Genomic DNA, 24192 nt, shown 5'->3' on the forward strand with positions numbered 1-24192 from the left:
TCGGGACGAACGGAATCGGCGCTAACCCTAATCCCTTCCCGCGCGGATGGCCGCTCCCGCCACGAATGGTGCCAGCGCCACGAGCAGCAGCGAAACGGCCGCCAGCAGCTTCAGCGCACTGGCGTCGTTGCCGCGCTCGATGAGGCTGGCGCCGAAGATGAGAAGCGGCACGGCGAGCGGCAGCATCAACAGCCCGGCCAGCGCGCCCGTGCTCCTGAGACCGGCGGTGAGAGCACCCACCATTAGGGTCAGCGCGGCTAGCCCTGGCGTGCCCACCAAAAGCCCCAGCTCCAATCGGACGACAACGCCCGCCGGCAGCTTCATCAGCGCCGCCGCAGGGATTGCCGCAAGCATCAGCGGCGGGCCGAAGCTAAGCCAATGGCCGATCAGCTTTGCGAGCGCGACGGCCTCATCGCTCATCCCGCGCACCGCCAGCTGATCGAGCACGCCCGACACTTGATCCGGTTCGACCAGCCGCTCGACCGGCAGCAGCGCCGCCAGCAACGCCGCCATCCACAGCGCTCCACCGCCGGTCCGGGCCAGCAGCGGTGCGTCCGGCCCGACCGCGAAGGGAAAGAGCGTCGCGACCAGCAGGAAGAAGACCAGCGGCAGCAGCGCGTGGCCGCCGGTCGCTGCCAGCCTCAGCTCGCGAAGGACGAGGGCGATCATCCCAGCGCCACCCGCTGCGCCTCTTCCAGCGCCAGCGGCTGGTGCGAGGCGGCAAGCACCGCGCCCCCGCGCGCCCGGTGGGCGGCCATCGCGCCGACGAGCCGCTTCATCCCGTCGCTGTCCAGCCCGTTGGCCGGCTCATCGAGCAGCCAGAGCGGCGCGCCGCTCGCCACCACCCGCGCCAGCACGGCACGCTTCCGCTGCCCGGTCGACAGCATCCGCACCGGCACCGGGGCCAAATGGGCTATGCCCATCGCCGCCAGGCCGGGCGTGGCGGCCGATCCGTCCAGCCTCGTCCAGAAGCTCAGCGCCCCGCTCAATGTCAGTCGCTCGTCCAGCGCCGCCCGTTCGTCCGCCAGCGCGGCTTGGGTCCGCTCGACCGTTCCGGACGCGGGGTTGAGGAGCCCGGCGGCGATCCGCAGCAGGCTCGACTTGCCGACGCCGTTGGGCCCCGTGACGATCGCCGCCGCGCCGGGCTCCAGCTCCAGGTCGAGCGCTTCGAACAGCAGCCGCCCGCCACGGCGGCAGGCGACCTTTTCCATCCGGAGCAACGGACCCGCCGTCACCCGGCGGCATCCTCGATCGCGTGCATGTCGTCGTCGGAGAAGCCGAAATGGTGGCCGACCTCGTGGACGATGACATGGGTGACCAGCGCTTCGAGGCTGACGCCGGTCTCCGCCCACTCGTTCAGCAACGGGCGGCGATAGAGGTGGATCATCGCCGGCAGCTCGCCCGACAGCATCGACGACTGCTCGCCGATCGGCCGGCCGGTATAGAGTCCGGTAAGGTCGAACGCATTGTCGATGCCGAGCTCCCGCAGCACCTCCTCCTCGGCAAACTCCTCGATCCGGAAGACGACGCCGTCGAGCAGCCGCCGGAACGGCTCGGGCAGGCGCTGAACGGCCTCGTCCGCCAGCCGCTCGAACATGCCCCTATCGGGCGCATAGGTTTGACCCTCGCTCACGAAAAGGGACATAGAGGGCAACGGCGGAGGGCGCCAGTAACGGAGACGACCATGCCCAAACTCGAGGCGACGGAGCGCGAGGCGGCGCTGAAAGAGCTGGACGGCTGGACCTTCGACGCGGAGCGCGATGCGATCAGGCGGAGCTTCAAGTTCGCGGACTTCAGCGAAGCCTTCGCCTTCATGACCCGCGTCGCTCTCGCCGCCGAGACGGCCAACCATCATCCGGATTGGTCCAACGTCTGGAACCGGGTCGACATCCTCCTCACCACCCACGACGCCGCCGGCCTCACCCGCCGCGATATCGATCTGGCGAAAAGGATCGACGCATTTGCGCGCTAGCTTGCCCTGAAGCCCCGACGCCACTAGATGGCGTCCCTTCCGGGACATGCGGAGCGGTGGCCGAGTGGTCGAAGGCGCTCGCCTGGAAAGTGAGTATACGGCAAAACCGTATCGAGGGTTCGAATCCCTCCCGCTCCGCCACTCCTTCTCCTGCGTCGTCCCGCCCTGAGCCTTGCTAGCTCGCCGAGGCCGCCCGATGGCTGGGCGTGGGCAGCCGCGCTAGGAAGGCGTGGAGCGGGGTCGGCTCGCCGATGTGGAAGCCCTGGATGATGTCGCAATCCATCGCCTCGAGGAGCGCGAGGGTCTCCTCCGAATCGACGCCTTCCGCGACCACCCGGAGGCCCAGCGCGTGGGCGAGCTTGATGGTGGAGTCGACGACGGTGGCGTCGCTCTTGCTGCTGCGGATGAGCTGGACGAAGCTGCGGTCGATCTTGAGCTCGGTCGCCGGCAGCGTCTTCAGATAGCTGAGCGTCGACTGCCCGGTCCCATAGTCGTCGATCGAGATATTGACCCCCAGCTCCCGCAGCCGATTGAGCTCCTGGATGCCCGCCTCGCCGGCCGGGGCGGCCGACTCGGTGATCTCGAGCGTCAGGCGCTGAGCGTCCATATGATATCTCTCGAGCATGGCCCGGATCGGCTCGACGAGCCGGTTCCGGCCGATCATCCGCATCGAGATGTTGACCGCCACGGACAGGTTTTCGTCGAGGTCCGAGAAGTCGCGGATCGCCTGATGAAGCACGTGCAAAGTGAGCTTCTCGATGCGGCCATTCTCCTCGACGATGGGGATGAACAGGTCGGGCCGGATATCGCCGCGCTCGGGATGGGACCAGCGCGCCAGCGCCTCGGCACCCATGAGGGTCCGGGTGGCGAGGTCGAATTTCGGCTGGTAGGCGACCCATACCTCGCCATGGTCGATTGCCCGATCGAGATCGCCGAGGAGCGACAGCCGCCAACTGCCGTCGTCATCGGCCACATATTTTTCCCAGTTGAGGCCGCGCTGCGCCGCGCGCTCGGCGGCTAGCAGCGCCGCCGTCACCGCCGCGTCCGTATCGAGATCTGACTCTTCGCAGACACCGATGCTGACGGTCACGTCGACGGTGCAGCCGCCGACGGTCACGCCGCTCGCCAAGATGGCGTGAAGGCCCTCGATCGACTCGATCGTCGCATCGAAGCTGCCCTCGGCGCGCCAGGCGAAGCTGTGATCGTCGACCTGGAACACGGCCGCGCCCGACGCAGCGAGCGAAAGGCGCGCGGACACTTTGCGCAACAGCTCGCGCTGAACGTCGGCGCCCAGTAGCGCGGCCGTTTCAACACTGTTGCGCAGACGCACCGCGACGGTGATCCCCGGCGTAGGCGCGGAAAGCCGCATGGCCGTGATGTTCGGCAAATTGCTTCCAGGGTCCTGCGTCAGGCGCGACATCACGCTGCTCGCAATGCCGGCGGCGCTTTGAAGCAGTATCGCGGTCGCAAGTGAAAAGAACGCTGCGCCGGTCCCCAAGATCAGCGGCGTGAATTCCCGGAGCAGGACGTAGGTCGCTACCAGCATTGTCATGCCCACTGCCATAGCGAGCAACCGGACCACCATTCTACGAAAAGCCAGCGAGAGACTGATAAACACAATTGCACCCGCTAGAGCGGGCCAGTCGCCGAGGGGGGCAGGGCGGCCGCGTCTGAGTGTCTCCGACGCCGCCGCTTGGATGAATAGACCTGGAATACGGCCATGGCTGGGCACGGTCCAGCGATCCCCGAGCGTGCTCGACGTGACACCTACAATGACGTTCTTCCCACTGAAAAATCCTGGATCGACGTTCCCGGTCAGGACGTCGGCGTAATTGGCGGTGGGAAACGAGGTTAGATCAAAGGACCAATCGATCAGAAATGAATCAGTACGGCGGCTCGGCTGGTTGGCGAGGTATGTACCCAGTGACGGTCGCTGAGCCCCGGCAATCTCGACACTGTATGGAAGACGTCGCGCGTATACGTCTTCATCGAGCGAAATCCAAATCGACGCGACCTGTACATGCGGGCGTAGAATTGGGGCGGGCATCTTTTCGATCCGAGGGCCAAGCTCGGGAGCGCTCTCAAGAACGGCCGGCAGGACAACACGCTCCGATGCGCGCTCAAGCGCCTTGGCAAACGCGACGTCTTGTTCGACATCGCTCGCCGGCGACGTAAAGGAGATGTCAAATAAGATTTGACGGGCACCAGCTTGCCGTAGCTTGTCTACAAGCTGACCGTGGATGCTTCTGGGGAAGGGCCAAGGATGCACCTCCAAGAGGCTGCGCCCGCTGATCTCGACGATCACAGTTTCGCCGCTAACCGGTTTTCTCAGGAGATCGCTACGAAATTCCTCAAGGGAGTTTTCTAGCGCCGCCGCCCCCCCCGTGAGCTCGATAGTAGCGCCCACCACGCAAGCTGCCGCGACAATGATCGCTCCAGCGCGCCTTGTTAGCCCGTTTGCTAACCGGATGAGCATGTTGATGGCATCTCCCTCGGGCCGTCGTGCCATGCGGAGGTTGATGCCCTTGTCGGGGCTCAATCTGGTCGCTCCTTTCCGCCCCAGATTTTCTAGCGAGAAAGCCTTTCCTTTTTCTTACCCAAAATGGATGGTTTCACGGTGTTCAGCTGAGAGCCGGAATCAGAAAAGCCCAGCGGCTTTCGCCGCTGGGCCCTCGAACTTCTATTTTTGAGGCTGTTTAGCCTTCGACGCCGGTGTTGCCTTCCAGAACCTTACCACCCGCGACGGCGGCGATTTCGGCTTCGGTGAGCTCGACCACGACGGTCTGTTCCTTCTTTTCCATGTGAATTCCTCCCTGTGAAATCCTTGGGCAACATAGCTTTCGGTTAAAGTCGCGTAAACCTAAAATCATCATCTTTGGTTAGGCATAAAATCACCCAGCATTTACAAATCGTTACGGAGTCAATCCGAAACTAGAGTGCTGCGCAATCCCGATATGGGACAGGTGGGCCGCGTTCGTCGGTGGCAAATCGCCTGATCTGAACGCGTGCGAGTCCCGGGCGCAAAGTCCTTGCGGTCGCCTTCGGCGCGGCTCATTTGGGCTGGTGGACAAGAGCCCCGCGTCGCCGCCGGATCATGGCATCGCCTTCGGGGAGGCCGTGCGCGTGTGGGTGCGGATCGCGCTGCTCAGCTTCGGCGGGCCGGCGGGGCAGATCGCGGTGATGCACCGCATCCTCGTCGAGGAGAAGAAATGGATCGGCGAGGCGCGGTTCCTCCACGCGCTCAACTTCTGCATGCTGCTGCCGGGACCGGAGGCGCAGCAGCTCGCCATCTATGTCGGCTGGCTGCTGCACAAAGCGAAAGGCGGCCTTGTCGCCGGCACCTTGTTCGTCCTCCCTGGCCTCGTGTCGATCATGGCCTTGAGCTGGGTCTACGTCCTCTACGGCAATGTCGGTGCGATCGAGGGCCTGTTTTTTGGCCTCAAGGCGGCGGTGCTTGCGATCATATTCCAGGCGGTGATCCGCATCGGCGGCCGCGCACTCGGCAACCGCGCTCGCATCGCCGTGGCGGCCGCCGCCTTCGCCGCGATCTTCCTGTTCGACCTGCCTTTCCCGCTCATCGTGCTAGGCGCCGGCCTGATCGGCTATGCCGCCGCGAAGGGCGGCAGCCGAGCCTTCGTCCAGGGCGCGTACGCAGGGGGCGGAGGGACGTCGCTGGGCGATGCGGAGAGCGCCCTTGGAACGGCCCTGCCTCTTCACGCCCGGACGCGGGCGCGCCGCCGGCTCGGACTGCCGGCCCTGCTTCTGATGCTATGGCTCGTCCCCGTGGCCGCGCTCGTCGCTGCGGAAGCGGGGGTCTATGCCGACATCGCCCTCTTCTTCTCGCAGATGGCGGTGGTGACGTTCGGCGGCGCCTATGCTGTTCTCGCCTATGTCGCGCAGGCCGCGGTCGAAACCTACGGCTGGCTCGCGCCCGGCGAGATGCTCGATGGCCTCGGCCTCGCCGAAACAACGCCGGGGCCGCTGATCATGGTCACCCAGTTCGTCGGCTTCCTCGGCGCCTATCGCGATCCGGGGGGGCTGCCGCCGCTTCTGGCGGGGACCTTGGGCGGTTTGCTCACCAGCTGGGTGACCTTCGTTCCCTGCTTCCTCTGGATCTTCGCCGGCGCGCCTTATATCGAGCGCCTCCGCGAGAACCGCGCCCTTGCCGGCGCGCTTTCCGCCATCACGGCCGCGGTCGTGGGCGTTATCCTGAACCTCGCTTTGTGGTTCACCCTCCACTATCTGTTCGGTGCCGTCAGCGAGCGGCGCCTGGGGCCGCTACGGTTTGATCTGCCCGAATGGAGCAGCCTCGATCCGCTGGCGGCTCTTCTCTCCGCTGCGGCGCTGGTGGCGGCTCTGGGGTTCAGGATGGGCATCCTCCCGCTCATCGGAACGGCAGCCCTCGCGGGCCTGCTGCTGAAAGGCCTCTAGCGGACCGGTTGCCAAGAACGCGGCTTGGGTTCATGAGCGGCCGATGCTTTCTCAACGAACGCGGTATACAATAAGGGCGCTGCTCCATCTCGCCGACCGCTATGGGGAAGGGCCGGTGCAGCTCGCGGAGATCGCCGAGGCGCAGAATATCCCGCCGAAATTCCTGACGGTGATGCTCTCCCAGATGAGCCGGGAAGGCATGGTCGGCAGCCGGCGCGGGCGCGACGGCGGCTATTGGCTGGCGCGACCGCCGAGCGAGATCAGCTATGGCGAGATCGTGCGGCTGACGCGCGGTTCGCTGGGGCTGCTGCCCTGCGCCAGCCGGCTCGCCTATGAGCAATGCACCAACTGCATCGACGAAGAGAAATGCCGCCTCCACCGCGTGATGCTGATGGTGCGCGATGAAACGGCGCGCATCCTGGATGGGCTTAGCCTTGCCGATCCCGTTCCGGCGGACGAGATTGCCAGTCTTTAGCCGGCTCAGATCAGGATTCGGAACAACGCTCCGCCAGCCTCGCTGGTCGCGAGATCGATCGAGCCGCGGTGGCCGAGGACGATCTGGCGGGCGAGGCTGAGGCCCACGCCGGTCCCCTTCTCCTTGGTCGTGAAGAAGGGAAGGAAGATGTCGTGGCGGAGCGTCTCCGGCACGCCGGGGCCATTGTCCGCCACCTCGATCTGGACGCGCCGGCTTCGGGTTTCGGCGAAGGATAGCGACACGGCCGGTGCGTCGCTGTGCGCCCTGGCGGCTTCAGCGGCGTTGCGCATCAGATTTATGAGGACCTGCGCCAACAGATCGGGGTCGGCGTCTATGGTGAGGTCGTCGCGCGAGACCTCGAGCGCAAAGGTGACGCCGGCGCTCGCCTCGCCGGCGCGGAACAGCGCCTCCAGCTCGCGCGCCCAGGGCAGAATCTCGAAGACGCGGCGCCGAATCTCGGGGGTGCGGCTGATCTGGCGGTAGCTTTCGACGAAGTGCATGACGCCGTCGGCTCGGCGGGCGAGCGTTTCGACCGCCGCTCGTGCATCGGCGATGTCGCGGTCGTCGCCCTTGTCGACCTCGGCCATCAGACCCGCCGCCGTCTGCGCCAGCGACGTGACCGGGGTCATGCTGTTCATGATTTCGTGGGTGAGGACGCGCACCAGGTCGCTTTGCGCTGCGATCTCGACCGCGTTCAGCTCGCCCTGGATCGGTTGTATGGCGACCACGCGGACCCGGCTGCCGAGGCGGTGCACCAGCGCGGCGCTGATCATCGCAGTCTGAGGCACGCTGTCGATGGTCAAGGGGACGAGCCGGGGCCGTCCGACGGAGGCGTCGGCGAGGCTCTTGGCGAAGGCATCGCCATATTCGGCGAAATCCTCGATCCGAACGCCGCTATGGCGGACGAGCAGGCGGCGGGCGGCCTTGTTGGCGAGCTCGACCTTGCCTTCGGCATCGATGGTGAGGAGGGCGGTCGGCGCGTCGTCGAGCACAGCCTCGAAGAAGCGGGTGTCATCGCTGAGGCGAAGGCGCTCGTCGCGGAGGCGGCGCATGCCTTCCTCCAACGCTTCGCCGAACTCGCTGAAGCCGCTGCCTTCATGGCGGTGGGTGAAGTTCTGTGAGAAATCGCCGAAGCGCACCGCATCGACAAAGCGCGCCAGCTCGACATTGGTGCGCTGGATGAAGCGCCAGAGGCCCGCGATCGCGCCGGCGCAGAGCAGGGCCGCGAGGAGCCGCGCCGCGCCGAGGCCCTCAAGGCTCAATGACCAGACGAACAGGAAAGCCGCCAGTAGCAGCACCATCACCCGCCACAGCAGGCCGAGGATGAAGCGGCGCTTAAAGCCCATGGCGGGCGCTCTCACAGCCCATGCTTGTCCATGCGGCGATAGAGGGAGGCGCGGGTGAGGCCGAGCTCGGCGGCGGCAAGCGAGATATTGTAGGCGTGCTTCTTGAGCGCCGCTTCGACCATGTGCCGCTCCGCCCGATCGAGATTGAGATCGCCGCCGTTGGCGGTCGCCGGGGTTGGTGGGGTTTTCGGCGCGCCGCTCCGCGACAGGGAGAAATCCTCGACGGTGAAGCTATCTTCGCCGGCTAGGATCACGGCGCGCTCAGCGGCGTGGCGCAGGGCCCGGACGTTGCCCGGCCAGTCATAGCTTTCCAACGCCATCGCCACGTCGTCGGGAAGGGCTCGCTCGGGCTTACCATACTTCTTCGAATAGACGGCGATGAAATGATCGACGAGGAGCAGAATGTCCTCGCGTCGTTCGCGGAGCGGCGGCAGCTCGATCTCGACGGTGTTGAGACGGAACAGCAGATCCTGGCGGAACAGGCTTTCGTCGGCGAGCCGCTCCGGCGGCAGGTTGGTCGCGGCGACGACGCGGATGTCGATCGGCACCGGCTTGTTCGACCCTACGGGGATCACCTGCCGCTGCTCGAGCGCCGTCAAAAGCTTCGGCTGCAGGTGGAGCGGAAGGTTGCCGACCTCGTCCAGGAAGAGCGTGCCCCCGTCGGCCGCCTGAAGACGCCCAACGCGGTCGCCGCGGGCGTCGGTGAAGGCGCCCTTCACATGGCCGAACAGCTCGGATTCAAACAGATTCTCGGCGACGGCGCCGAGATCGACGGAGACCAGCACCCCGTCGGCTCGGCGGGAGCGACGGTGAATCTCGCGCGCGACCAGCTCCTTGCCGGTGCCGTTCTCGCCGAGGATGAGGACATTGGCCTCGGTGGGCGCGGCGCGCTCGATCAGCGAGAAGACGCGCTGGATGGCAGGCGACTTGCCCAGCAGCGGCGTCTCGCCGCTGGGGGGCTGGGCGATGGCGGCGGCGCGCCTGCGCTCGGTGCTCGCCGTCTCGCGCGAGTTGCGAAGGGCCGCGGCGGTGCGGACCGTCGCCAGCAGCCGCTCGTTCGACCAGGGCTTGGAAACGAAGTCGGTGGCGCCGCGCTTCATCGCTTCGACCGCGATCTGCACGCCGCCATGGGCGGTGATCATCACCACCACCGCATCGGCATCGCGCTTCAATATCTCGCCGAGCCAGTGGAAGCCCTCGGCGGCGTTGGTGGCGCCGCGGCCGAAATTGGCGTCGAGGAGGATGACGTCGGGCAGCCGCTCCTCCATGGCCGCCATCGCCTCTTCCGGCGCCTGGAAGACGGCGACCTCCTCGAACAGGTCGCGCAGCAGCAGCCGCGCCGACAGCAATATGTCCGGATCATCATCGATGATGATGCATCGCGCGAATGTGGATCCCCGCTTCACGGCTCCGACTCCTAAACCCTGGATGATGGGGCACAAACAATTTCCATGCCAGCCTGTCCGCGGCCGAACGCCTGTCGTCCGGAAACGAACAGAATGGCAGGAGGGCGCCGCCGCAGCGAAGCCGCGGAATGGCGGTTTTCCGGGCCTCTCCCGGATTGGCACGGCTGATGCTGGAAGAAAGCTGCTGAAGAAATCTTCTTCGGGGAGACGTGAAATGACCAACACTCGTTCCATCGCCGGGGCAGCCGTCTGGATGCTGCTCTCGCTGACCCTGGTCTTCGCCGCGCTCGAACCCGTTCAGGCGAAGAGGACCTGCCCCGCCACCAGCGTGATGGTCGGCAAGGTCTGCACCAATCTCGCCACGGGCGTGGTCTCGACCGATTGCAAGCCGTCGCTGGCCTGAACCCTTTTGTCCGCAGCCGAACAGCCACTGTCCGGAAACGAACAGACGGCCTCGTCAGACGCCGAAGCGACGCCTCGGGGAGATAGTCGCGGCCGATCTGGCACGGCCCTTGCCTTGAAAGGGTGGGAGGTTCCCTTTTGATGAGTGTGATCAAGATGAAGGCGTCGGACGTCGAGGCAAAGCCGCTTAGCGGCGGCGGCATGGATCGGGTCGTCGAGAAAAAGGGGCTGTCGAAGCAGGTCAAGCTCGGCATCGGCGGCGCCGTGCTGCTGATTGCCGCCACCGGCTTCTATACGATGGCGCCCAGCGCCGACACCCAGACGGTTGCCGCCGATCGAGTGACGATCTCCACCGTCGAGCGCGGCACCTTCGATGATTTCCTCCCGCTGCGTGCCCGCGTCACCCCGCTGGTCAGCGTCTATCTGGATGCGATCGAGGGCGGCCGGGTCGAGGAGGTGCTCGTCGAGGACGGCGCCATGGTCCAGAAGGGACAACTCCTCGCCGTCCTCTCCAACTCCGACCTTCAGCTCAACCTGCTCGCTCGCCAAGCCGACGTCTCGCGCGAGCTCAACTCGATGCGCAGCCAGGAGCTGGCGCTGTCGCAGACCCGCCTCTCCAACCAGCGCGCGCTGATCGAGGCCCGGCTCACCGCCGAGAAGGCGGAGCGGCAATATAATCTGCAGAAGCCGCTCGCCGATAAGGGCTTCGTCGCCGGCAAGGTCTTTCGTGACACGCGTGATGAATATGAGGCCGCCCGACAGCGCTATGAGGTGGTCCAGCGCGCCCAGGCGACCGACGAGCGGCTGCAAACGAGTCAGCTCGCCCAGCTCCGTGCCTCCAACGCGTCCCTGGCGGACAGCCTCCAGATCGCCCGCTCGACCCTCGACGCGCTGAACATTCGCGCTCCGGTCGCCGGCCAGCTCACTGCTTTCTCGATCCAGGTCGGGCAATCGATGAGTCAGGGGGAGCGGCTGGGCCAGATCGATACGGCCGGCAACAAGCTCGTCGCCCAGGTCGACGAATTCTATCTCGGCCGTGTGGAGCCGGGGCAGAAGGCGACCGCCGAGTGGGGCGGCAAGACCTACAACCTCAAGGTCGCGAAAATCTATCCGCAGGTCAGGAACGGCACGTTCGAGGTGGACTTCCACTTCGTCGGCCAGGCGCCTGAGGATGTGCAGCGCGGCCAGACGCTTCAGACGAAGCTGACCCTGGGCGATCCCGCCCCGGCTTTGCTCATCCCCAACGGCGCCTTCTACAATGAGACGGGCGGCAGCTGGGTCTTCGTCGTGGCGCCCGACGGCGACGAGGCGGTGAAGCGCCCCGTCCGGCTCGGCCGCCGCAATTCCAATTATATCGAAGTCCTCGAAGGGCTGGAGCCCGGAGAGAAGGTCCTCACCTCACCCTATACCGGTTTCGCCGACAAGGATCGGCTCGACCTCGAATCTGAATAAGAAGGAGCTGGTCTAATGCTGAGCATGCGCGATCTGACGCGGGTCTACCGCACCGACACCGTCGAAACGACGGCCCTCGACGGCATCAACCTCGAGATCGAGGACGGCGAGTTCGTCGCCGTGATGGGTCCGTCGGGCTGCGGCAAGTCCACCTTGCTCAACGTCATCGGCATGCTCGATAGCCCGACGAGCGGCTCCTACGTCTTCAACGGCGAGGAAGTGGCCGGGCTTCCCGAAGCGAAGCTCGCCGACGTCCGAAAGAAAAATCTCGGCTTCATCTTCCAGAGCTTCAACCTGGTCGACGAGCTTTCCGTGCGGGAGAATGTGGAGCTCGCACTCCTCTATCACGACGTGCCCGCTTCCGAGCGCCGGCGCCGCGCGGACGAGGTGATGGACAAGGTCGGCATCGGCCACCGCGCCAAGCACCGGCCGAGCCAGCTTTCGGGCGGCCAGCAGCAGCGCGTCGCCGTCGCCCGCGCCCTCATCGCCGAGCCGAAGCTGATCCTCGCGGACGAGCCGACCGGCAACCTCGACACGCATCATGGCGAGGAAGTGATGAAGATGCTGCAGTCCCTGAACGCGGAAGGTTCGACCATCGTCATGGTCACCCACTCGCCGGGACATGCCGATTATGCCGGCCGCGTCGTCAACATGCTCGACGGCCGCATCCTGCAGGAGCGGCGCCGGGCCGCATAAGGCTTTCACCTCCGTCGCTTGAAACGGCGGAGGATCGGGGTGGGGACGGGTTGGGTCATGGCACCCGTCCTCATTCACGCCCGCTGTCGATGCGGGCTTGGAGGAGATGGTCGCGATGTGGCGGAATTATCTCACGGTGGGAATCCGGGCGCTGGCCAAGAACAAGACCTACGCCTTCATCAACATATTCGGCCTCGCCATCGGCATGGCGGCGTGCCTGATGATCCTGCTCTACGTCCGCTACGAGATGAGCTACGACAAGTGGATCCCGGACGCGGAGCGGATCTACCAGGTCCAGAGCTGGTATAAATCGAGCGAGACGGGCGAGGAAACCTTCCTCCAGATGACGCCCTGGGCGTCGGGCGCGGCGATCCAGAAGGATTTTCCCCAGGTCGAGAGCCAGGTCTACCTCTTCAACAACAATCCCGTCTTCCTGAAGAACGGGGAAGCCACGTCGAGCGAGGACTTCCTCTTCACCGACGGGAATTTCCTCGCAACCGTGCCGCTGCCGCTGAAGCGCGGCGACGCGAACGCGCTGGGCCAGGTCAACACCGTCGTGCTGACCGAGAGCGAGGCGCGGCGGCTTTACGGCACCGACGATGTCGTGGGCCAGACGCTGACCATGATCACGCGCGGCATCACGCGCGATTTCCGCATCACGGGCATTCTCCAGGATCTGCCGAAGAACACCCATTTCAAGACGACCGGCATCGCGAGGCTCGATTATCCGGGCTACAATTTCGACACGCCGGACGTGCTCACCTGCTGGGGCTGCCAGAACGGACACATCTATCTGAAGCTGAAGCCCGGCGCCGATCCGCAGGCGGTCGAAGCCGGCTTCCCGGCCTGGGAGAAGCGCAACATCCCCGACCAGAATTCGGGCGAGGCGCGGTTCAACGCCGGCGACGACCAGGACTGGCACATCGTCAACGTCGAGGACGTGCATCTCGGCAAGGCGCAGGCGGGCGCTATGTCCGTCGGCAACGATCGGACCACGATCGTCACCTTCGCGATCATCGCGGTGCTGATCCTCGGCATGGCGGTCGTCAACTTCACCAACCTCGCCACGGCGCGCGCCAGCCAGCGCGCCCGCGAAGTCGCGCTGCGCAAGGTGCTCGGCGCGACGCGGCGGCAGCTCATCATGCAATTCATCGGCGAGTCCATCATCGTCTCGGTGGTGGCGATGCTGATTGCGCTGGCGATGGTCGAGCTCGCCATCCGGCCGTTCGCCGCCTTCCTCGAGGCGGACCTTTCCATCTCCTATTTCGGCACCGGCGGCATCCTCATTCCGGTGCTGCTGCTGGTGACGATCGTAGGCGTGTTCGGAGGCCTCTATCCCGCCTTCTTCCTGTCTCGCTTCCAGCCGGCTTCGGTGCTGAAGGCCAATAAGTCGTCGGCCGAAACGCCCGGCACCGGGCGGCTGCGCAATGCGCTGGTGATCGCCCAGTTCGCGGTGTCGATCGGGCTCATCATCTGCACGGCCATCATCTACGGCCAGACCGTCTACGCCCGCACCGTCGATCCGGGCTACAACCGCGACAACATCCTCCAGGTCGAGGAGCTCTCCCGCTACCAGCTGATCGACAAGGGCGAGGCGATCGCCGAGCGGGCGAAGCGGGTTCCCGGCGTGGTCGCGGCCGGCCGCACGACCATCGGCGTCGCTACGGACAATAACAACAACACCGGCTTCATGGTCCCGGGCAATCCGGAGCCGATCACCATCGGCAACTATCAGGTGGACGAGGGCTTCTTCGACGCGATGGGCATCACCCTCGCCGCCGGCCGCTGGTTCCAGGAAGCGCGGCCGATGGACGACATGACGCTGCCCTATCCGCCCGAAGACGAGTCGCAGCGGGCGATGGCGCAGCGCGGCGGCAATATCGTGGTCAACGAGCTGGCGACGCAGCGGCTGGGCTTCAAGAGCCCGGCGGACGCCGTCGGCAAGACTTTGAAGGCGGCGCTGGTCGACAATGAGATCGGGCTCGTGCCCGTCACCATCATCGGCGTGGTCAAGGACTCCCGCTTCCGTTCGGTGAAGCTGCCGCTCGACCCGATCATGTTCACCAACTGGAACAGCGGCCACACCCACCTCATCGTCCGCTACAATGGCGATCCCAAGGCGGTGCGGGCCGGCATCGAGCAGATGTGGAAGGGCATCACCACCGACGTCCCGTTCAAGGCCGAATATAGCGACGACATTATCGGCGAGCTTTACGAGGCCGAGGACGCGCGCGCGCAAACCTTCGCCGCTTTCGCCTTGCTGGCGGTGATCGTCGCCTGCCTCGGCCTCTTCGGCCTCGCCGCCTTCACCGCCGAGCGGCGGACCAAGGAGATCGGCATCCGCAAGGTGATGGGCGCGCGCAGCCGCGACATCGTGCGCCTGCTCGCCTGGCAATTCTCCAAGCCGGTCATCATCGCCAACCTCATCGCCTGGCCGATCGCCTGGTGGGCGATGCGGGACTGGCTCAACACGTTTGATGCGCGCATCGACCTCGGCCCCGGTCCCTTCGTGCTGGCGGCGGTCCTGGCGCTCACCATCGCCATCGGCACCATCGCCGGCCACGCCTTCAAGGTGGCACGCTCCAACCCCATCAACGCCCTCCGCTACGAGTAGGAAAAACAAGATATGTGGCGCAATTATCTGACGGTCGGTGTCCGGGCTCTCGGCAAGAACAAGACCTATGCCCTGATCAACATCTTGGGGCTGGCGATCGGCATGGCCGCGTGCCTGATCCTGCTGCTCTTCGTGCGCTACGAGCTCACCTATGACGAGGCGTTGCCCGGGTCCGAGAACGCCTATCAGTTCCAGACCTACTACACCGATCCCGACACGGGCGAGGAGGGCAACCTCCAGATGGCGGCCTATGCCACCAAGCAGGCGCTGCTGAAGGACTTTCCGCAGATCGATCAGATCGTCTACGCGCAGTGGTCGGGTCCGGTGGTGATCAAGGACGGCGAAGCGTTCGACGTCGAGGACTTCAAGTTCGTCGACGGGCCGCTGTTCGAGATCCTCCAATTCCCCTTCGTCCAGGGAAATCCGGGGACCGCGCTCGCCCAGCCGGGTTCGATCGTGCTGACCGAGAGTGAGGCTGAGAAACGTTTCGGCAACGAGAATCCGATGGGCCAGACGCTGACCGTCGTCGCCCAGGGCGTCAACACCGACTATCGCGTCACCGGCATCATCCAGGATCCGCCCAAGAACAGCCATGTGAAGCTGACCATGGCGGCGCGCTACGATCCCGCCACCTATTGGGCCGACAATCCCGACTTCCTCACTTCCTTCGGCTGGCAGTCCGGCCATGTCTACGTGAAGCTGAAGCCCGGCACCGATCCGCAGGCGATCAACAGCCAGCTCCAGGCCTGGGAGAAGCGCAACATCCCCGACCAGTTCTTCGGCGGGCAGCGCTTCAACCAGGGCGACCAGGCCGATTTCGGCCTCGTCAACATCCGCGACGTCCATCTCGGCGAGGCCCAGGACGGCGCGATGACTCCCGGCAACGATCGCCGCTCGATCATCACCTTCGCCATCGTCGCCTTGCTCATCCTCGGCATGGCCTGCGTCAACTTCACCAACCTCGCCACCGCCCGCGCCAGCCAGCGGGCCCGTGAGGTGGCGCTGCGGAAAGTGCTCGGCGCCAATCGCAAGCAGCTCATCGTTCAGTTCATCGGCGAGTCCGTGCTGGTCGCCGCCTTCGCCATGCTGCTCGCCCTGGCGATGACGGAGCTGGCGCTGCCGGTCATCTCCAACTTCCTCGAAGCGGATCTGGCGCTCAACTATTTCGGCGAAGGCGGCCTGATATTGCCGATCCTGGCGCTGGTGCTCGTCGTCGGTGCGGCGGGTGGCATCTATCCCGCCTTCTACCTGTCGCGCTTCCAGCCGGCCCAGGTGCTGAAGGCCAACAAGTCGTCCGCCGAGGCGCAGGGCACCGGCCGACTGCGCAACGTGCTGGTGGTGAGCCAGTTCGCCGTTTCCATCGGCCTCATCATCTGCACGGCGGTGGTCTACCTCCAGACGGTCCACGCCCGCACGGCGGACCCGGGCTATAATCGCGAAGGCCTGATCCAGATCGCCGGCATCGGTCGCCGCCAGCTCGAACCGGTCGTCGAGCCGCTGATGCGCGAGATCGGCAAGATCGACGGCGTCGTCGGCACCGGCCGCACCACCATCGGCATCGCCACCGGCAACAGCAGCAACACGGGCGTCCAGCTGCCGGGCCGCGACCAGCCGATCAACATCGGCCAATATTATATCGATGACGGTTTCTTCGAGACGATGGGCATCGACCTGCTCGCCGGCCGCACCTTCGACGAGAATCGGCCCGCCGACAGCTCCGAGCGTCCCTTCCCCGAAGATCCCGCGGCCGAGCAGGCCTTCGCTGCGCGCGGCGCCAATGTCGTCGTCAACGAGTTGGCGGCCAAGCGCATGGGCTTCGCCTCTTCGCAACAGGCCGTCGGCAAGACCCTGAAGGCCGCGCTCGTCGACCCGGAATATGGCGGCATGGTGCCGGTAACGATCATCGGCGTGGTCGAGGATTCCCGCTTCCGCTCGGTGCGGGAGCCGATCGACTCGATCATGTTCTTCTACGCGCCCAACTTCGTGAACGAATTGCTCGTCCGCTACGACAGCGACAATCCCGCCGCGGTGCGCGACCGGATCGAGGGGGTGTGGAAGCGGATGGCGCCGGAAGTGCCGTTCGACGCCAAGTTCAGCGAGGAGATCATCGGCGAGCTCTACGAGGCGGAGGACGCCCGCGCGACGATCTTCGCCGGCTTCGCCGTGCTCGCCGTCATCGTCGCTTGCCTCGGCCTCTTTGGCCTCGCCGCCTTCACTGCAGAGCGGCGCACCAAGGAGATCGGCATCCGCAAGGTGATGGGCGCTCGGTCACGCGACATCGTTCGCCTGCTTGCCTGGCAGTTCTCCAAGCCGGTGATCATCGCCAACCTCATCGCCTGGCCCGTCGCCTGGTGGGTGATGCGCGATTGGCTCAACACCTTCGACGCCCGCATCGACCTCGGCCTGACGCCGTTCGTCCTCGCGGCCATCATCGCCCTCGCCATCGCGATCGGCACCATCGCCGGACACGCGCTCAAGGTCGCTCGCGCCAATCCGATCCACGCGCTGCGTTACGAATAGGAGAAGGAGTCACGGGGGCATGTGGAGGAACTATCTGACGGTCGGCTTCAGGGCGCTGGCGAAAAACAAGGCTTATGCCTTCATCAATATCGTTGGCCTGGCGCTGGGGATCGCCGCCTGCCTGATGATCCTCCTCTACGTCCGCTACGAGTCGAGCTATGACCAATGGCTGCCGGACAGCGAGCGCATCTATCAGGTGCAGGCGACCTGGCATGAGCCGGGGCAGCCGGTGACGCGATCGCAGAACAGCCCCTTCCCGGTGCGCGATAGGCTGAAGGGAGGGTTCCCGCAGATCGAGGCGCTCACGGTCATGAGCAATGGCCAGACCGTGACGATGCGCGACGGCCAGGCGATCTTCCTCGACGTCGCCTCGGTCGATCCCAGCTTCTTCGAGATCTTCCAGCTTCCGTTCGCGCATGGAGACGCGGCGAGCGCGCTGCGCGACACCAATTCGATCGTGCTCACTGAAACGGAGGCGGTGAAGGCGTTCGGCACCACCGACGTCGTCGGCCAAACGATGAGTCTGGGGGCAGGGGAAGGCAAGCGCGACCATCTGATCACGGGCGTGCTTCGCGACCTGCCGAAGAATTCAAGCCTGCGGCTCGCCATCGTCTACCACTACAATCCCAGCGACTATGATTGGCTCCCCGGCGCCAAGGGTTGGGGCAATATGAACCAGCAGCATTATGTGAAGCTGCGTGCCGGCGCCGACGCGGCCGCCATCAATGCCGCTCTTCCCGCCTGGGAAAAGCGCACGATCGCGCCCCAGATAATCGACGGCAAACCCTCCTCGCAGGCCGACATCATGGACCTGGAGCTGGTGCCGATCGGCGACGTGCACCTCGGCCCCGCCCAATCGAATGCGCTGCGGCCCGGCGGCGATCCGCGCGCGCTTGCCACCTTCACCATAGTGGCGCTGCTGACGCTCGGCATGGCGGTGATGAACTTCATCAACCTGTCGACGGCCAGGGCCACTCAGCGCGCCCGCGAAGTGGCGCTGCGCAAGGTTCTCGGCGCGAGGCGTGGCCAGCTCATAACCCAGCTGATTGGCGAATCCCTGGTGCTGACCGCCTTCGCCATGCTGCTGGCGCTGACGATGGTCGAGCTCGCCGTACCCTGGGTGGGCGCCTGGATCGGAGCCGACCTGGAGATGGCCTATTTGGGCAGAGACGGCATGCTGGTCCCGGCCTTGGTGCTGTTCGCCTCCGTCGGCATTCTCGGTGGGCTGTATCCGGCCTTGTATCTGAGCCGCTTCCAGCCCGCGGCGGTGCTTAGGGCCAACAAGTCTTCGGCCGAAACGCCGGGCAGCGGCCGGCTCAGGACCGCCCTCGTGTTGCTCCAGTTCGCCATCGCCATCGGCCTCATCATCTGCACGTCGGTGATCTATTCGCAGACGCGCTATGTCGAGACGATCGATCCTGGCTATCGCCGCGACGGGCTGATCCAGATCGATTCCGCCTGGCGCTTCGCCGGCGACAGCAGCCGGTACGAGGTGGCCCGCCGCGAGATGCTGGCGATCCCCGGCGTGGTGGCGGCGGGGCGCACCAATCTCGGCCTCGCCGCGACCAACAAGAACATCCTGGCGGTGCGCGCGCCCGGCGCGCCGGAGGATTTGTCGATCGGCTATTACGGCATCGACACCGATTTCCTGCGGACCATGGATGTGCCGCTGCTCGCGGGCCGCTTCCTGGGCGATCAATATGCGAACGACCGGATGCTGCGCCCGGGCTACGACGCGGACGAAGCCGGGTACGCGGCGGTGATGGCACAGCTCGCCGCCCGCGGGCTGAACGTCGTCGTCAATCGGACGGCCGCGGCGTTGATTGGCTTCCAGTCGCCGGCGGCGGCGGTCGGCCAAACGATCAAGGTCGGCATCGACGGCGACAACATGATCCCCTCGACCATCGTCGGCGTCGTCGAAGATACCCGCATCCGCACAGCCCGCGACGCGATCGAGCCTCTGGTCTATGGCTACGATCCCGATCGCACCGACCAGGTCATGGTCCGCTATGCCGCCGCCAAGCCCGGCGAGGTGATGGCCGGCCTCAACGCAGTCTGGCGCCGGTTTGAGCCGGAGATTCCGTTTCAGGGGCGGTTCGCCGAGGATATCGTCGCCGAAGTTTATGAGGCCGATCGGGCGCGGGGCGCGCTGTTCGCGGCCTTCTCGGCGCTGGCGGTGGTGATCGCGTGCCTCGGCCTCTACAGCCTCGCCTCCTTCGCGACCGAGCGGCGGACCAAGGAGATCGGCATCCGCAAGGTGCTCGGCGCCAAGGTGCGCGACATCGTCCGCCTGCTCGCCTGGCAATTCTCGAAGCCGGTCGTGCTCGCCAACCTCATCGCCTGGCCGCTCGCCTGGTGGGCGATGCGTGACTGGCTGAACGGCTTCGACGCCCGCATCGACCTCGGCCCGACGCCGTTCCTGGCGGCGGGCGTGCTGGCGCTCGCCATCGCGATCGGAACCGTCGCCGGCCACGCCTTCAGGGCCGCCCGCCTCAACCCCATCCAAGCGCTCAGATACGAATAGAAAGCTCCTATGACCGCACTCGTCTGGGCGGCCGCCGCCCTCGCCATCACCTCGATCGTCAGCGTCGCCCTTCTCAGAGGCTGGCGCGGCTGGCTCGACCTCAAGCGCTACGAGATCGCCGCCGACCGTTCCGGACCGGAGCCGGAGCCGGAGCCGGAGGATGATACCTCGTCGGGCCTGCGCATCGAAATGGCCGACATCCGCGAGCGCCTACGCAAGCTGGAGGCGATCGCCACCGGAGTCGATCTCTGACGAAGCCTCTTCCGCATGCGGCTTTCCGGCCTCTATTGCGGCGCTGGCGATCTTCGGGGTGATGATCGCGAGACCGGAGATTTCGATTTTGAGCGACAACAGCCCAAAGCTCGGCAGCCGCCTGCTGACCGGCGCCATCGCCGGCTTTGCCGGAACGCTGGCCATGACGGCGGCGATGCGGCGCATGCACGAGAAGCTGCCGGCGAAGCAACGCTATCCGCTGACGCCCCGCGAGATCGTCGATTCAGCGGCCGGCGATGCCGGAACCGAAGCCGAGAACGAACTTTCCAAGGACGTCACCACGGCCGCCCATTTCGCCTACGGCGCGGCGACCGGAGCGCTGATGGGCGCCGCCAATGTCGCGATGGGGCCGGTGAGCGGCGGGATCGCCGGGGTGGGCGTGTGGCTGGCGAGCTATATGGGCTGGATACCCACGGCGCGCCTGCTGAAGCCCGCCACGAACCACCCGCCGCGCCGCAACGTCCTGATGATCGCGGCCCATATCGTATGGGGCGTTAGTACCGCCCGCGCCATGCGCGAGCTGGCCCTGGCGCGGGAGATGATCTTCGACGACGGACCGGACAAGGATGCGCCGCCCGAGGGCGGCGCCGAGGTTTGATCAATCGACATGCTTGCTGAGGTTGGGCGGGTCGCTCGCCGGGAAGCTTTCGTCCGATGCCTCGTCGACTTCGTCCCAGCGGCGCGGCGGGTCTCGCATCGTCTCGCGTCCCGCGGGCCGGACATTGCCGCTGTCGCCGACCGGGCCGGGGGGACGGCCGTGCGTCAGCGCCGGCGCGGGACGCTCACGGTGATTGCGATGGCGGATCATCCGGGCGGCGACATAGCCGCCTGCGGCCGCCAGAGCGGCCCCGAAACCCGTGGCGAGCGCCGTTTTGCGGTTCCAGCTCACCATGTCAGACCGCCTCCACCGCGATCGGCTGGGCGGGCGGCAGGCCCTCGGTCTCGGCCTTCTGCTTCAGCTCCTGCTTGCGGGCGGCGAGCTGTTCGCCCAGCGCCTCAAGATCGATGTCGGTGGCGCGGGCCTGCTGGAAGATGTTGCCCTGCATCTTCTCCTCTTCCTTTACGTGATGCTCGATCTCTTCCTGCAGCACCTTCACCTTGGCGTCGTAGAACTGCTCGTCAGGCTCGGCCGCTTCGATGTCGTTGATCAGCAGCTTGGCGCCATCATGCTCGACGATCGCTTCGTCGAGGGCATCGTCCTCGATCTTGCCCCTCAGGGCCGGATAGAAAATCTCCTCCTCGATCATGGCGTGGATCTTCAGTTCGGTGCAGATCTGCCGCGCCAGTTTCTCCTTTTCCGAACTGCCCTTCGCCTTCTCGAACTTGGCGAATAACGCTTCCACTTCCCGGTGGTCCTGGGAGAGGAGATGCGTTGCATCCTGCTTGCTTTGATTAGCCATTTCGTGCCTCCTGATTTCGGGATGGGAACATTCGGGGCAAGCGGCCGGTTCCCTGTGGCCGGGGCCGGAGGAAAGGAAAAAGTGTCGGAAACCGAAACCCTTTCGCCCGTCCTGGACGAGGAGATCGAGAAGGCGACCTTGCGGCTGCTGGAGAAGGCGTGCGAGCGCGAGCTGTCGCTGGCCACGGCGGAGAGCTGCACGGGCGGGATGCTGGCGTCGCTGCTGACCGACGTCCAAGGCTGCGCCCATGCCTTCGAACGGGGCTTCGTCACCTATACGGATGACTCGAAAGCGGAGATGCTCGGCATTCCCTTGGACCTCATCAAGCGGGAAGGGGCGGTGTCCAGGGCGGTGGCGATCGCCATGGCGGAAGGAGCGCTGGAGCGATCGAAGGCGAATATCGCCCTTTCCGTCACCGGCTATGCCGACAAGGGCGAAGAGCCGGGCCTGGTGCACTTCGCCTGCGCCCGGGGCGGCCGGATCACGGCCCATCGCGAAGAGCATTTCGGGCCGATCGGCAGAGGTGCTACGCGGGTCGAGTGCATGCGGGTCGGGATCGAGATGATGACGGAGATGCTTTGAATGGCGACGGTGCCACCCTTCGAGGCGATCCACCGCCACGGCTTCGTCCGCGCCGCCGCCGCGACGCCGACGGCGTCGGCGGGCGACGTCGCCTTCAATGTCGATCAGGCGATAGCGCAGGCAGAGGAAGCCGATCGGCGGGGCGTCGACCTGGTCGTCTTTCCCGAGCTCAACCTGTCGTCCTATGCGGTCGACGACCTTCATCTCCAGGAGGCGTTCCTCGACGCGGTCGAACAGGGAATCGGAAGGCTGTGCGAGGCGACGCTCGGGCTCTCGCCGGTTCTCATCGTCGGCGCGCCTGTCCGCCGGAACGGCCGCCTCTACAATTGCGGCGTCGTCCTCTCGCGTGGCCGCATCCTCGGCGTGGTGCCGAAGAGTTTCCTGCCCAACTACCGCGAATATTATGAGAAGCGCTGGTTCGCCTCCGGCATCGGCCTCACCGGCCTCGATGTCGCCTTGGCGGGCCAGACGGCGCCCTTCGGGACCGACCTCACCTTTGCCGCTTCGGACCTCGCGGACTTCATCTTCCACGTCGAGATCTGCGAGGATTATTGGGCGCCGCAGCCGCCTTCGACGGTGGGGGCGCTGGCCGGGGCGCTGATCCTCTGCAACCTCTCCGCGTCCAACATCACCATCGGCAAGGCGGATGAGAGGAAGCTGCTCTCCGCCGCCCAGTCCGCGCGATGCTGCGCCGCCTATGTGTTCGCCGCCTCCGGCCCCGGCGAGAGCACGACGGACTTGGCCTGGGACGGTCAGGGATCGATCTACGAACTCGGCGAACTGCTGGCGGAATCGGGCCGTTTCGATCTGGAGCCGGAGCTGTGCGTCGCCGACCTCGACGTCCAGCGCCTCCGGCTTGAGCGGATGCGGATGGGCACCTTCAACGACAACGCCGCGGCGAGGGGACATCCGGAGCTGGCGTTCCGCCGCGTCTCCTTCGAGCATAAGCCGGTGCTGGAAAATATCGGCTTCGAGCGGCGCATTCGCCGTTTCCCTTATGTGCCGAACCGCCCCGAGCAGCTCGACCATGATTGCTACGAGGCGTTCAACATCCAGGTGCAGGGCCTCGCCAAGCGCTTCACCGCGACTTCGGGCAAGCACCTCGTCATCGGCGTCTCGGGCGGGCTTGATTCAACCCACGCGCTGATCGTCGCCGCCAAGGCGTGCGATTTCCTGAAGCTGCCGCGTTCGACGGTGCTCGGCTTCACCATGCCCGGCTTCGCCACCGGCGAGACGACCAAGGGCAATGCCTGGAAGCTGATGAAGGCGCTCGGCATTGTCGGCGAGGAGATCGACATCCGCCCGGCCGCCAGGCAGATGCTGACCGATATGGGCCATCCCTTCGCTTCGGGCGAGCCGGTCTACGACGTCACCTTCGAGAATGTGCAGGCGGGGCTTCGCACCGACTATCTCTTCCGTCTCGCCAACCAGCGCGGCGGCTTCGTGGTCGGCACCGGCGACCTCAGCGAGCTGGCGCTCGGCTGGTGCACCTATGGCGTCGGCGATCATATGAGCCATTATGGCGTCAACGCCGGCGTGCCGAAGACGCTGATCCAGTATCTCATCCGCTGGTGCGTGCGGTCCGGCCAGTTCGACGCGGCGACCAATGAGGTGCTCGACGCCATTCTCTCCACCAAAATCTCTCCGGAGCTGGTGCCGGCGGATGACGAGGAGGAGATGCAGAGCACCGAGGACCGGATCGGCCCCTACGAGCTGCACGACTTCTTCCTGTTCCACACGCTTCGCGCCGGGCAGCCGCCGTCCAAGGTCGCCTTCCTCGCCTGGCAGGCGTGGCACGACGCCTCGAAAGGCCTGTGGCCGATCGACTATCCCGAGCATCTGAAGCGCGAATACGACCTTCCCACCATCCGGAAATGGCTGGAGGTGTTCCTGTTCCGCTTCTTCCAGATCAGCCAGTTCAAGCGCTCGGCGCTGCCGAACGCGCCCAAGGTCTCGATGGGCGGCTCCCTCAGCCCGCGCGGCGACTGGCGTGCGCCGTCGGATGGCGTTGCCGGACCATGGCTGGACGAGCTGAGGACGGCGCTGGGCGACTGAGGCGCTCCAACCGTCCCATACAAAGCTTGGTCAGGCGGATTCCC

The 24192-nt window shown here is 65.7% G+C and carries 21 protein-coding genes and 1 tRNA gene; 14 read left to right on the plus strand and 8 right to left on the minus strand.

Annotated elements, in window-relative coordinates:
* Positions 1–27: 27 nt before the first annotated feature.
* From DF286_RS07170 to DF286_RS07180, 3 genes are read right to left on the minus strand one after another with little or no spacing between them, the layout of a single operon-like run.
* Positions 28–669 (minus strand): heme exporter protein CcmB, encoded by a 642-nt coding sequence (locus DF286_RS07170; protein WP_109270805.1) that lies wholly within the window; start codon positions 667–669, stop codon positions 28–30.
* Positions 666–1211 (minus strand): heme ABC exporter ATP-binding protein CcmA, encoded by a 546-nt coding sequence (gene ccmA / locus DF286_RS07175; RefSeq protein WP_109270806.1) that lies wholly within the window; start codon positions 1209–1211, stop codon positions 666–668. Before ccmA ends, DF286_RS07170 begins: the two co-directional genes overlap by 4 nt.
* 20 nt (positions 1212–1231) lie before the next feature.
* Positions 1232–1645: a metallopeptidase family protein gene (locus DF286_RS07180; RefSeq protein ID WP_109270807.1), complete on the minus strand. Its 414-nt coding sequence runs from the start codon at positions 1643–1645 to the stop codon at positions 1232–1234.
* Positions 1646–1684: 39 nt separating this feature from the next.
* Between DF286_RS07180 and DF286_RS07185 the strand changes: the two genes are divergently transcribed.
* Together DF286_RS07185 and DF286_RS07190 are read left to right on the plus strand one after the other, a co-directional pair.
* On the plus strand, positions 1685–1972 hold the full coding sequence (locus DF286_RS07185) for a 4a-hydroxytetrahydrobiopterin dehydratase (RefSeq protein ID WP_109270808.1): 288 nt from the start codon (positions 1685–1687) through the stop codon (positions 1970–1972).
* Positions 1973–2022: 50 nt separating this feature from the next.
* A tRNA-Ser gene (locus DF286_RS07190) sits at positions 2023–2113 on the plus strand.
* Between the two features lie 34 nt (positions 2114–2147).
* Here DF286_RS07190 and DF286_RS07195 read toward each other — a convergent pair.
* Positions 2148–4511: an EAL domain-containing protein gene (locus DF286_RS07195; protein ID WP_109270809.1), complete on the minus strand. Its 2364-nt coding sequence runs from the start codon at positions 4509–4511 to the stop codon at positions 2148–2150.
* Positions 4512–5035: 524 nt separating this feature from the next.
* On the opposite strand from DF286_RS07195, the gene chrA reads away from it, so the two are divergent.
* Together chrA and DF286_RS07205 are read left to right on the plus strand one after the other, a co-directional pair.
* Positions 5036–6403 carry a chromate efflux transporter gene (chrA, locus tag DF286_RS07200; protein WP_243444755.1) on the plus strand — a complete coding sequence of 456 codons (1368 nt, stop codon included), beginning with the start codon at positions 5036–5038 and terminating at the stop codon, positions 6401–6403.
* Positions 6404–6446: 43 nt separating this feature from the next.
* Positions 6447–6878, plus strand: coding sequence for an RrF2 family transcriptional regulator (locus DF286_RS07205; protein WP_109270811.1), 432 nt, complete (start codon positions 6447–6449; stop codon positions 6876–6878).
* Positions 6879–6883: 5 nt separating this feature from the next.
* Here the strand turns inward: DF286_RS07205 and DF286_RS07210 are convergent, their stop codons facing one another.
* Together DF286_RS07210 and DF286_RS07215 are read right to left on the minus strand one after the other, a co-directional pair.
* Entirely contained in the window at positions 6884–8224 is a 1341-nt protein-coding gene (locus DF286_RS07210; protein ID WP_109270812.1) for a sensor histidine kinase, read from the minus strand.
* Positions 8225–8235: 11 nt separating this feature from the next.
* A complete protein-coding gene (locus DF286_RS07215) occupies positions 8236–9630 on the minus strand; it encodes a sigma-54-dependent transcriptional regulator (RefSeq protein WP_243444756.1) in 1395 nt (464 codons plus the stop codon).
* 214 nt (positions 9631–9844) lie between these two features.
* Here DF286_RS07215 and DF286_RS07220 point away from each other — a divergent pair, with 214 nt between their 5' ends.
* The 8 genes from DF286_RS07220 to DF286_RS07255 all read left to right on the plus strand — a co-directional run bounded on the left by DF286_RS07220 (position 9845) and on the right by DF286_RS07255 (position 20709).
* Positions 9845–10033 carry a hypothetical protein gene (locus tag DF286_RS07220; RefSeq protein WP_109270814.1) on the plus strand — a complete coding sequence of 63 codons (189 nt, stop codon included), beginning with the start codon at positions 9845–9847 and terminating at the stop codon, positions 10031–10033.
* Between the two features lie 140 nt (positions 10034–10173).
* Positions 10174–11484: an efflux RND transporter periplasmic adaptor subunit gene (locus DF286_RS07225; protein ID WP_109270815.1), complete on the plus strand. Its 1311-nt coding sequence runs from the start codon at positions 10174–10176 to the stop codon at positions 11482–11484.
* A gap of 15 nt (positions 11485–11499) precedes the next feature.
* Complete coding sequence (locus DF286_RS07230; protein ID WP_109270816.1) at positions 11500–12180, plus strand: ABC transporter ATP-binding protein; 681 nt, start codon at positions 11500–11502, stop codon at positions 12178–12180.
* Positions 12181–12295: 115 nt separating this feature from the next.
* A complete protein-coding gene (locus tag DF286_RS07235; protein WP_109272076.1) occupies positions 12296–14794 on the plus strand; it encodes an ABC transporter permease in 2499 nt (832 codons plus the stop codon).
* A gap of 12 nt (positions 14795–14806) precedes the next feature.
* A complete protein-coding gene (locus tag DF286_RS07240) occupies positions 14807–17314 on the plus strand; it encodes an ABC transporter permease (protein ID WP_109270817.1) in 2508 nt (835 codons plus the stop codon).
* A 19-nt stretch (positions 17315–17333) separates the two neighbouring features.
* Positions 17334–19838, plus strand: coding sequence for an ABC transporter permease (locus tag DF286_RS07245; RefSeq protein ID WP_109270818.1), 2505 nt, complete (start codon positions 17334–17336; stop codon positions 19836–19838).
* A gap of 9 nt (positions 19839–19847) precedes the next feature.
* Positions 19848–20090, plus strand: a complete 243-nt coding sequence (locus DF286_RS07250; protein ID WP_109270819.1) for a hypothetical protein — start codon at positions 19848–19850, stop codon at positions 20088–20090.
* 61 nt (positions 20091–20151) lie between these two features.
* Positions 20152–20709, plus strand: a complete 558-nt coding sequence (locus DF286_RS07255; RefSeq protein WP_207790011.1) for a hypothetical protein — start codon at positions 20152–20154, stop codon at positions 20707–20709.
* On the opposite strand, the gene DF286_RS07260 is transcribed toward DF286_RS07255, so the two are convergent.
* Both DF286_RS07260 and DF286_RS07265 read right to left on the minus strand, forming a co-directional pair.
* The gene (locus tag DF286_RS07260) at positions 20710–21003 is read right to left on the minus strand and encodes a hypothetical protein (protein ID WP_109270820.1); all 294 of its coding nucleotides are present in this window, start codon (positions 21001–21003) and stop codon (positions 20710–20712) included.
* A 1-nt stretch (position 21004) separates the two neighbouring features.
* Complete coding sequence (locus DF286_RS07265; RefSeq protein ID WP_109270821.1) at positions 21005–21511, minus strand: hemerythrin domain-containing protein; 507 nt, start codon at positions 21509–21511, stop codon at positions 21005–21007.
* An 81-nt stretch (positions 21512–21592) separates the two neighbouring features.
* On the opposite strand from DF286_RS07265, the gene DF286_RS07270 reads away from it, so the two are divergent.
* Complete coding sequence (locus DF286_RS07270; RefSeq protein ID WP_243444757.1) at positions 21593–22093, plus strand: CinA family protein; 501 nt, start codon at positions 21593–21595, stop codon at positions 22091–22093.
* Positions 22094–24148, plus strand: coding sequence for an NAD(+) synthase (locus tag DF286_RS07275; RefSeq protein WP_109270823.1), 2055 nt, complete (start codon positions 22094–22096; stop codon positions 24146–24148). It abuts the gene before it with no gap.
* Positions 24149–24192 lie beyond the last annotated feature (44 nt).

The sequence above is a fragment of the Sphingosinicella humi genome, assembly GCF_003129465.1.
GTDB lineage: Bacteria > Pseudomonadota > Alphaproteobacteria > Sphingomonadales > Sphingomonadaceae > Allosphingosinicella > Allosphingosinicella humi.